At 43.2% G+C, this 11,042-nt stretch carries 7 protein-coding genes; 4 read left to right on the top strand and 3 right to left on the bottom strand.

What is annotated here, in order from left to right:
- Positions 1 to 41: 41 nt before the first annotated feature.
- Both ONB37_08850 and ONB37_08855 read right to left on the bottom strand, forming a co-directional pair.
- A complete protein-coding gene (locus tag ONB37_08850; protein MDZ7400255.1) occupies positions 42 to 872 on the bottom strand; it encodes a phosphate ABC transporter substrate-binding protein in 831 nt (276 codons plus the stop codon).
- 211 nt (positions 873 to 1,083) lie between these two features.
- Positions 1,084 to 2,745: a M28 family peptidase gene (locus ONB37_08855; protein MDZ7400256.1), complete on the bottom strand. Its 1,662-nt coding sequence runs from the start codon at positions 2,743 to 2,745 to the stop codon at positions 1,084 to 1,086.
- Between the two features lie 662 nt (positions 2,746 to 3,407).
- On the opposite strand from ONB37_08855, the gene ONB37_08860 reads away from it, so the two are divergent.
- From ONB37_08860 to ONB37_08875, 4 genes are all read left to right on the top strand, one after another.
- Positions 3,408 to 6,173: a TonB-dependent receptor gene (locus ONB37_08860; GenBank protein ID MDZ7400257.1), complete on the top strand. Its 2,766-nt coding sequence runs from the start codon at positions 3,408 to 3,410 to the stop codon at positions 6,171 to 6,173.
- 153 nt (positions 6,174 to 6,326) lie between these two features.
- Complete coding sequence (locus ONB37_08865; GenBank protein ID MDZ7400258.1) at positions 6,327 to 7,922, top strand: T9SS type A sorting domain-containing protein; 1,596 nt, start codon at positions 6,327 to 6,329, stop codon at positions 7,920 to 7,922.
- 330 nt (positions 7,923 to 8,252) lie between these two features.
- Positions 8,253 to 9,419 carry a hypothetical protein gene (locus ONB37_08870; GenBank protein ID MDZ7400259.1) on the top strand — a complete coding sequence of 389 codons (1,167 nt, stop codon included), beginning with the start codon at positions 8,253 to 8,255 and terminating at the stop codon, positions 9,417 to 9,419.
- A gap of 155 nt (positions 9,420 to 9,574) precedes the next feature.
- The gene (locus ONB37_08875) at positions 9,575 to 10,465 is read left to right on the top strand and encodes a phosphate ABC transporter substrate-binding protein (protein MDZ7400260.1); all 891 of its coding nucleotides are present in this window, start codon (positions 9,575 to 9,577) and stop codon (positions 10,463 to 10,465) included.
- Positions 10,466 to 10,586: 121 nt separating this feature from the next.
- On the opposite strand, the gene ONB37_08880 is transcribed toward ONB37_08875, so the two are convergent.
- The gene (locus tag ONB37_08880; protein MDZ7400261.1) at positions 10,587 to 10,997 is read right to left on the bottom strand and encodes a DUF6516 family protein; all 411 of its coding nucleotides are present in this window, start codon (positions 10,995 to 10,997) and stop codon (positions 10,587 to 10,589) included.
- Positions 10,998 to 11,042: the final 45 nt, after the last annotated feature.

Consider the following 11,042-nt stretch of genomic DNA (forward strand, 5'->3'; position numbering starts at 1 on the left):
TCAAATAATTTAAATCGTCACGAAACCAATGCGATTTCGATCTAGTTGCTTTGGACTTCCCAGATCGGAATATAGCCCACTTGGCGAACGATCGCTTGTCCATCTTTCAGCACCCAATCGATAAACCTTTTCACCTCTCCTTGTGGCGTGTCAATAGTGTAGAGGTATAAATATCGAGCAATAGGATAGCGATCGAAGCGTACATTTTCCGGCGTTGGGGCGACATTGTCAATATGGCAATGCTTGAGATTTTGACCATAAGCAATACCGCCATAGCCAATGGCATTTACTTTTTCGGAGATGATCTTGACCATAGCCGTCGTAGTTGGAGTTATTTGGGCGCCAGAGACATAAGGCTGGCCTTCTAGTACATGCTCCATAAAATAGAGATATGTGCCCGAGTTGGGCGAGCGCACGACGACATGGATGGGTTCGCGATTACCCCCAACCTCACTCCACTGGCTAATAGCTCCTGTGAAAATCGCTTTCACCTGGTCAAGGGCTAAATTCTGAACAGGATTTTCTGGGTGGAGATAAATGCTGAGAGCGTCCTTCGCTACCAAGAATGCCATGCCAATTTTGCCGTATTTCTGCGCCAAAAGTTGAGCTTCGTGGGACTGAATGGGGCGGGAGGATGCGCAGATATCGCAGTCTCCTTTGATTAAGCTTTTAAAACCCAAGGCTGAGCCTCCTCCTGCCACATAAATCGAAGTATTCGGATGTTGCTTCATATAGGCTTCGGCCCAGCGAGTGGTGAGCGGCAACATGGTATCCGATCCTTTAAGGCGAATTATATTCACCTGTGGTTGGTGGACGCCTGCGCAACCAGCGATCAGAAAAATTATTCGGAAAAAATTCAGCAGAATTCTCATCTTTGGTTCATGTTCAATTTGGCTGATGATTTAGCAATTTTAGTTTGAATTTGTGTATATGATAAAGCAAAGCACCCTTGCGAATACCGAAGAGCAGACTGGAGGAGGCATGTCATTTCAGCGTTAAGACCGCACAAAATTCTCAAATACCCAGCTTCACCTCACTTTTCCGAGGAATCTAGGCTTTCGGAACGGGATATTAGGCCGATAGTTACCTCTTTTCTGCCAAGGAACGCAATCGTGCCATAAGGTACGGCGAGCCTGGTTTCCAGTCAGGATAAAAGGCACCATCAGCGATAGGATGACAAAAAGCGAATAGAAGCTGGCAATGCTGCCGTGCTGCTTCAAAATTCAGGGGTTGATTCAGATCATCGAACGGCGAATGGTAAAAATGCTGCATCCAATGGTTGATCCACAGCAAACCCTCCTCTCGGCTGCGATTGTGATATGAGAATCCCTCGGAGATCAAAATCGAAGGGATTCCTGCCTTAGCAAACACCACCTGATCTGAACGATTGAACGCCTCCAGAGCTATACAGTCCGATGGAAATTGGGAGACTTCGAGATCGAAATTGGCGGCAACCTGCGCTAAATGTTCCTCCAACGTTGAAAATTCAGCCCCGATGCCGATGACATCCTGAAATTCATCGAAAAATGCCAGCCCATCGACATTGATGTTGGCAATGGTTTTATGCAAAGGGACGACAGGATGGTCAATATAATAAGTAGAACCGAGCAATCCTTTTTCCTCACCTGACAAAAAGAGAAAAATAACCGATTGCAAAGGTTTGATCGGCAACGAGGCAAAGACCCTCGCCAATTCCAGCACAGCGGCCACGCCCCCAGCATTATCAATAACGCCATTATAAATCGAATCTCCCTTGACTGCAGGTCCGATCCCTAAATGATCGTAGTGGGCTGAAATGATCACAAATTTTTGAAAAGGTGGTTGATTGATCCCTGGTAGCCACCCGATCACATTAGCCGAAAAAAAATCTCGCTCCTGAAATTCTCCTTTGAACGAAACTTTGCCAGTCAGAGGAAAACTGCGAATAGAGCCACTGCGATCCATCTGAAAAATGTCATCCAAAGAAATGGTATGATCTGAGAACAGCCGTTGGGCAGCATTAGAGTTCATGAGCACGGCCAAGTTTCCCGCTGGTGAATAGGCCAGGGTGACGTCTTCAAAGGCAAAGTCTTTGACGGCCCGCGTCCAATCGAAATAGCGGTCGCCAGGTCGAGGGATCAGAATTGTTCCCAGAGCCCCGCGAGATATGGCAAAGCGCTGTTTCGCCTCGGGACAGGAATAAACGGTCGGAGCTAGCCCGCTAAAATAAGAGGGATCATCCGAAGGCGGCTCGCCAAAGAGACAAACGACCACTTTGCCTTCCACGTCAACGGATTGATAATCGTTATAATCAAATTCGGGAGCGATGATGCCGTATCCGACGAACACCAATGGTACAAGCTGGGGGAGATAGGTCTGGGCGCCCGATCTATAAAGCAAAAAGTCTCGTTCGAGGACAAAAGCTTGCTCCTGTTCTTGGGAAAAATAGAGGAATTTGGACTGAGGCCTGGGAAAGCTGCCATGCATGGGAATGGATTGAAAGTAGCTGCCATGGTCGCCCATCGGCCGAATACCAATTCGTTGCAGATACCGGGCGATGTACCGAGCGGCTTTTTGCTCGCCAATCTTGCCCGTTCCTCGGCCCTGCAGAGAATCATGCCCTAGCACTTCAATATGCTGGCGGATTGAATCGGCGGAGATTTTGGCAAGGGCTTCTTGGATAAATGATTGTTGGGCGAGAGCAGCATGCTGGCTTCCAAGGCCCATGAAAATACAGGCGATGATGCTCCACCACAATTGTTTCATCACAATTACCTATTCTCTTATTCCCAATTGGCTGATTTGCTGGTGGGCTTATTTAATAATACCGGATTATTCATTGAAAGTCAAGTGAAAATTTTACCTGAAATATAACTTGGTTGTTGTTCAAATAACTAATAAAAATGCGAATTATTCTATCTATCGGTCTTGTGGAGCAAATGAGTTTAGAATAATTCATTGTTAGTGCATTCTAAGCTTGCTACCGTGCGCTTCAGATTTATAAGCGATTAACAATATCGAAGCGTCAACTTTTCACCCAGAAGGGCGCTTAGAATTTTCATTGAAATATAACCTTCTTGTAATTTAATTGTAACATGATTTGATCATATTTTATGCAATTGAGATGTTAAAAGCACACTAAAATATGAATTGAAGCCAGATGAGGTATCGATGGCATATCTTTACATCGACGATGGTTATCCCGAATCTGCTGATTATGAAAATAACTATATTTATTTTAATGGGAATGATCCTGAGTGCGTTCAAAAAATGATAATTTTAGTTCGGGCATTAGGATCATTACCAGCAAAAAAAAGAAAATCGTTAATTGAACTTTATTTGTCAATAGAGAATAGAGGTTCTTCAATAAGGGAATTTTGTTAGTGAATCAAAAATACTGAGGGAAAAAATTGAAAGGGATAAGAGAGATGAAGAAAATCGTAACATCACTAATGGTTCTGGCAATTGTCTTACTTCTCACAGCCATATCTATCGCTCAACAAAAGGGCTTTATTAGCGGGAGGGTAACTGATCAATCTAATAATGAGCCCCTTATTGGCACCAATGTACTGGTTGTCGGTACGAATTTCGGAGCTGCAACTGACCTGGATGGAAATTACATTATAAAAAACTTGCCACCAGGGAAGTACAGCTTGAGGTTCACATATATATCTTATAAGACGGTCACTGTGGATGAAGTGACTGTAGAGTCTGGAAAAGAGACTAAAATTGATGTTTCAATGCCGCCCGCCACAGTTGAATTTAAAGAGCTGGTTGTCACAGCTGAAGCGCTGAAGACCAGCGAGGTTTCCGTGCTGAATATTCAGAAAAATGCGAGAAATATTATCGACGGCATAAGTGCTGAACTGATCACCAAAAACAATAGTTCGGACGGAACCGATGTTTTAAAACGAATGACGGGCGTGACTATGTCGGAAGGCCGGTATGCGTATATCAGAGGGGTTGGAGATCGATATAATAATACGCTACTCAATGGGTCTTCATTGCCGAGTACCGATCCAGAAAAGAAGAGCTTTTCCTACGATCTATTTCCAGCGAATCTAATTGAAAATTTGCTGACTTTGAAAACAGCAACGCCAGATAAACCTGCCGATTTTTCTGGTGGTTTGATCGAAATTAGCACAGTTGAATTTCCATCGAAACTGAACTTCAGTTTCAGTGCCTCATCAAGCTATAATTCGCTAACCAGTTTTAAGGAATTTTTGAGCTATAATGGCGGAAGTATGGATTGGTTAGGAATTGATGATGGCAACCGATCTTTACCAGGCATGATCAATTCAAAAAAAGTCAGCAGAGGCAATTATAGCTCTGATGAGCTAAAGACAATTGGTCTGGCTTTTAAGAATAATTGGCAAACATCGACCACCAGAGCCCCGATGAAAGGAAATTTCAAAATTAGCCTAGGGAATTCGCATGAATTTGGCCAGGCAAAGTTAGGTTATATCGCATCGATTAATTATTCCAACAATGATGAAGTTGTTGATCTTCAAAACAACTATTTCACATTCGATGGGCCTCGCTATCAATATACAGGTCGAAATTTTGCGAATGCGATCTTTTGGAGTGGTATGTTTAACTCCAGTTTGAAAATTTCCCAAAATCATAAAATGAGTCTGAAAAATATTTACAGTCAAAATACAGATAATGAAACAACCATATTTGAAGGTCCTTCATATTATTTTCCAGACTATCGAAAATCAACATCATTGAGATTCATTTCCCGCTCGCTGTTTTCATCGCAATTCATCGGAGAGCATTACTTTGCCATCCTCAGAGGGGTTAACTTCGATTGGAACGTTAATTATGGGAATTCTAAAAGAGATGAACCTGATGCCCGAAGATATGTTTATAGCAGAGATTTGTACGAGCCTGATGCACCGTATCGATTTCTGCTCGATGCATCGCTTGCTACCAGGTTCTTTGGCAAATTGGATGATAATAATCGGGGTGCTAGCGCCAATTTCTTAATTAAAATATTTGAGAATCCTTCGCTCCCAACATTGAAACTCGGCGTACATTACGACAAAAAAGACCGCCAATTCGATGCTCGAACGTTTGGATTCTGGAATGTGCCAGGTGGAAATTTTTTGAAAGAAGATCAGCTCATGACCGCTCCTGTTGAGCAGATTTTTGCCCCTGAAAATTTCGGGAACAGATTCATCGAAATAATGGAAATAACCAAGCCAGCCGATAGCTATGTCTCAGATCAAAATGTGTCTGCTGCGTACTTGATGACCAGTTTTGATCTGTTTGCCCGACTCAAAGTCATCACGGGTGTTCGTTATGAAAAATCGCAGCAGAAACTCAATTCATTCACAATTACCAATGAGCCAGTTTCGGTGAATTCTGTTTATAAAGATTTGCTGCCAAGTGTAAATCTCGCATACGCTCTAACTCATCAGATGAACGTCCGAGCTGCCTATTCTAAAACCTTAGCCAGGCCGGAATTCCGTGAATTAGCGCCATTCAGCTATTTCGACTTTTTAACCTATGAGCTGGTCGAAGGGAATCCAAATCTAAAAAGAAGTCTGATTTCCAATTATGATTTGAGATATGAATTCTATCCGACTAATTTGGAATTGGTGGCAATCAGCGGTTTCTATAAAAAGCTTTATAATCCAATTGAGCAGGTTTTGCTTGCAGCTTCTGCATTCCAACCGATTCGGTCCTATCAGAATGCCAAAGAGGCTACAACTTATGGTGTGGAGATTGAAGCAAAGAAGAAGCTAGGCTTTGTTGCCTCGATGCTACAAAATTTCAGTTTTGTTGGCAATATTAGTTTTATCCATTCAGAAATACATCTAAATGGTGGCAACGGATTTCAAGTTGCAAAACGGCCGCTTCAGGGTCAAGCGGATTATATCTCAAATTTCGGTCTGTATTACGAAGATCTGCAAGGGAAATTTTCTGGGTCATTAATTTACAACAAAGTTGGGCAAAAAATTTCTCGTGTGGGCTTTGCCAATTTGGGTGACATCATCGAATTGCCCCGAGATCAAGTCGATCTCACCTTCTCAGCTAAATTGATTGAGCATGTGACCTTTAAATTTTCAGCTAAAGACCTGCTGAATCAGGATCACAAATTTGTGCAGAGAACTTTGGAAGGCGATAAAATAGCCGAGCTTCGGAAGACGGGAAGGAGCTTTTCCGCAGGATTTACTTATCAATTTTAACAACATTGAATTTGGGTATCTCATCATGCCATTGTTTTGTCATTTTGAGTTCTTCGAAGAACAAATTTTCATCAAATCGGAAGGCCTTCGCTTGGTGAGTTATTCAAATTGAAACATTTTCAACGAAAATTAACTTAACTTTCAGGAGGTTCAATGAAGAGGTTATTACATTTATTGTTTGCATTACTCGTTGTGGTAAGCAGCCTTGGCGCGCAGGAAGTAATTTTGCAAGGTGACATCACAACTGATCGGACGTTAAACGCTGACTCAACCTATCTGTTAAGAGGCTTTGTTAGAGTAAAAGCAGGCGCTACCCTGACAATCCCGGCTGGGACGATCATCTACGGCGAATTCAATACGCAGGGCTCGCTGATTGTTCAACCTGGTGGAAAAATTATGGCCAAAGGGACTGCCTATCGCCCCATTATTTTTACCAGTCAATATGCAAAGCCTGGTTCTGGTCAGCTCCCGCAGCGAGGCGATTGGGGCGGCATCATCATTTTAGGGAAGGCGCCGATCAATGTGCCAGGAGGAACTGCTGCGATTGAAGGACCGGGCGATACTTACGGTGGCAATGATCCAGATGACAACAGTGGTGTGCTGAGCTATGTTCGGATCGATTATGCAGGGATCGCTTTTTCACCGAATAATGAGATTAACAGTTTAACATTAGGTGGTGTGGGACGCGGTACGCAGATAGATCACATTCAGGTCAGTTATGCCAATGACGATTCGTACGAATGGTTTGGCGGGACGGTGAATTGCAAATATTTGATTGCCTACCGTGGCCTGGATGATGATTTTGATACGGATTTTGGCTATCAGGGCAAGTTGCAATTCTTGCTTGGGATACGTGATCCAGAGGTTGCGGATGTGTCTGGTTCGAACGGTTTTGAGTCGGATAACGATGGTTCTGGATCGACCAATACGCCGCGAACTTCGCCGACGTGGTGGAATGTGACGTTGATTGGTCCGAAGGCGACGGCCAGCACCGTGGTGAATTCCAATTACAAACGTGGGATGCATTTGCGGCGATCGTCGCAGAATAAGATTCATAATGCACTGGTAATGGGTTGGCCGACGGGAATATTGATTGATGGTGCGACGACGGTTGCCGATGCTCAAGCTGGGGCAACGTATGTGAAGAATAGCATTCTTTCGGGTATGGGGACGAATTTTCAGTCGACCGATGCGACATTTCAGGGGACAATGGAGAGTTGGTTTACCAGCAATGGTGGCAGGGTGTTTGCCAACAACAGCGATGTTCAGTTGGTAGATCCTTTCAATCTGAATAATCCCAATGTCATGCCAACTTCTGGGTCGCCAGTGTTCACAGGTGGGGCCACGCCTCCCAATGATGGTTTCTTTGATACTTCTGCCACTTACATCGGCGCCTTTGGAAATGTTGATTGGACTGCTGGTTGGACCAGCTTTAATTTCCGAGTTCCTACATCTGTACGGTCGAAATTGGCTGAAAATATTCCTAATGAATTCTCGTTGATGCAAAATTATCCGAATCCGTTTAATCCGACCACTACGATCCAATTCAGTTTGCCCAAAGAGGCTGTGGTGAAACTATCGGTTTATAACATCATGGGTCAGCAAGTGGCCACTTTAGTCAATGGCAAGCGATCTGCTGGTGTGCATTATGTTCAATGGGATGCTCCTGGTCTTCCGAGCGGAATGTATTTCTATCGCCTGGAGGCTGGGCCTACAGTACTGACAAAGAAGATGATGCTGATCAGGTAATAATAATTCACAAAAAGATTTGACCTCTCTATTCTCTTATTCCCTCAGAGAGCCAGAGATATGGAGTTTTTGTCTCTGGCTCTTTTCTTAAAGATAGAGATTACAAGCAAAAAATCATCAAGATTTCATCAAATTGTAATACTTTTGTAACGTGAATGTAACATAATGTGGTTAATCTGATCGTCAATTTTTTATCACACTCACTAACAATAACTCAATAGCCATATCAACCATGAAGGAGGTGGTGCAGGTTCAAAAAAGTGATTTTTTCTTGAGGGAATAAATTCATCTGTTATTAGAGGGAGAAATCAAAATTTACTTTGAGGGAATATGAGAATAAGAGGATTATTACTGTTCTGTCTAGCATTTCTGCCTTTTGTTTTAAAGGCTCAAATCGAGTCCAAAATCGATGGGCTGGTCTATTCTGATTATTATTATCAATTCAAAAACAGCATTAATGCTGAAAAGGACCGCAATGCTTTTCAATTTCGGCGTATTTATTTCACGTTTGAGAATAACATTACGCAGAACATCAAAGTGCGCTTTCGGTTGGAATCGGAGCATGCTAGTTATGGCTCAGCAACAAAAATTAACCCTTTCGTGAAGCATGCATATTTGGAATGGACGAATCTGATACCACAGCATCGAATTTATTTCGGCTTAGCAGAGACCAATGCTTTCAAAAATTCGGAAGAATATTGGGGCTATCGCTCGATTGAGAAAACCATTATGGACTTGCAAAAAATCAGCTCGTCGGCTGATATGGGCATTTCGCTAAAAGGCGATCTCTTAGGAGGAAAGGTCCACCACTGGCTAACCGTTTTCAATGGTACAGGGTGTGGATCTTCGGAAATTGATCGCTTCAAAAAAATCGGCTATGCTTTCTGGCTCACCCCAATAAAAGGCTTGATTTTGGAAGGTTATTATGATTTTGAAAGCCAGGATCCGACGGGCAAGCAAACGGCTGCCAATTTGAGCTCGGCGAAAGACTATGCCGCTGGCAAAGGTTACAATACCGTGAAAGGTTTTGTCGGGTACGATCATCCAAGATTCACCCTCGGCGCCGAAGCCTTTTTCCGAACCAATGAGAAATCAGGTATTGAAAATGTCGCCACGGCTTATGATGACGTGAAGAAAGAATACAAGATCACGGCGTCAACACCTGTGGATGTGAAGCGCTTTGGTTATTCGGTTTTTGGCTCAGTGATTACGCCCATTCCGAAGCTGAAAGCCTTCGCTCGCTACGACTTCTTTGACAACAATAACGAAGATAACGTCAGCACCAAATTCGACAAAGCCACTGGCAAATTGACCAGCGGTACTGATGATGAGTTCACCATGATCTTTGCAGGTTTGGATTATATTCCTTCTGCTAATCTTCATATCATGCCCAATGTCATTATCAAAAGCTACGCCAAAGATGGGCTGGACAATGACATCACGGGCCGATTGACATTGTATTATAAATTTGATTCAGGGAAGATTATCGTTGAATAACTCAGACTAAAGAGTACTGCAAAATAGAAAATTAGTCATTCCGAGCGAAGCGAAGGAATCTTATAATTATTCAAAGATTGCTTCTCCGCCTTCGGCGGATCGCAATGACTAACGCTAACGACTTAATCAAAAATTAAATTGAAGGAGTATCAATCATGAAAAAGAATTTCACACTGTTAACCATAATTATTGGGCTTTTGTTCGGAGGAAATGTTCTGGCTCAGAATTTCATCCAGATCAAAGGCTCGGACACGATCGTCAATCTCTCCCAGAAATTGGCTGAGGCTTATATGGAGAAAAATCCGAATGTTTCTATCGCTGTGACAGGTGGCGGCTCGGGTGTTGGCATTGCCGCTTTGATCGCCAATCGAGTGCAAATTGCCAATTCTTCTCGGGAGATGAAAGAGAAAGAATATGCCCAGGCCAAAGAAAATGGGGTAATTCCGACCGAGATCGCCATTGCCATCGACGGTCTGTCAGTTACAGTTAATGCCAGCAATCCCATTAAATCGTTGACCAAAGATCAAGTCGGCGCTATTTTCCGTGGTGAGATCACCAATTGGAGCGAAGTGGGTGGACCCAATCTGGCTATTTCTCTATATGGTCGTCAGCCCAATTCGGGAACGTATGTGTTCTTCCAGGAATTTGTGCTGGGCAACAAGGACTATTCGCCCAAGATGAAGCAGATGAACGGCAATGCCCAGATCATCGAAGGGATCAAGACGGATAAGGGCGCAATCGGCTATGTTGGGATCGGCTATCTGCATGACGAGCATGGCAAGATGATCGAGGGCATTAAGGTGCTGGAAATCGCCCCAGATGCCAAATCAAAGCCTGTCTCTCCATTGATCGTCGAAAATGTGAAGTCTGGCCTTTATCCCATTGCCCGCCCGCTGTATCAATACACCAATGGCAAGCCCAAAGGTGCAGTGAAAGATTTGATCGCTTTCGAGCTGGGTCCCGAAGGCCAGAAGATCGTGGAAGAAATGGGTTTCTATCCAGTGTCTGGGAAATATATAGAGCAAAATAAGAAGGCGGGGTTTTAGGGTGTTTGCTTATTAGGTGATTAAAATAATTGAGGCGATTGAGGTAATTTAGCAACTGGGAAATTCAGGATTATAATTCTACCCATATCGTTGCTGAAAATGAGAAGACCCTTTGAGGCAGTCACAGCTTTGAAGGGTCTTTTTTTGATGGTAGAGTCTTTTCTATTTCTTTGAGAATATCAAGTAGATCGAGAACTTTTGAAATTCCTATTACTGTTTGGTCGGCGTTGTGCTTATGATGAGGAGCGTTGGGTAATTCTGGGTGATGCGGAGCATTATCCCAGCGACATTTGAGCTTCCCTTCCATGTCTTGCCAATGAAAACTATACTTTGATAGATTAAGTCCAGATTCTGTAACGATCACATATTCAAACAACTCAGCCAGACTTCCATCAACAAAGGTGACTTTAAGGCGAATTTTACCATCACTCGGGGCGATTTCTCTTCTGATTATTTTATAATCGGCAACCACGGAACTTAGTAGCAACCAATCTTCGATTGAGTCAAAGTGGGCTACAATTATTGGATTCATTTAGCGTCAGAAACCTCCAATAGTTCTAATTTTTGATCAACATTG

Source organism: candidate division KSB1 bacterium (genome assembly GCA_034506395.1).
Classification (GTDB): domain Bacteria; phylum Zhuqueibacterota; class Zhuqueibacteria; order Thermofontimicrobiales; family Thermofontimicrobiaceae; genus Thermofontimicrobium.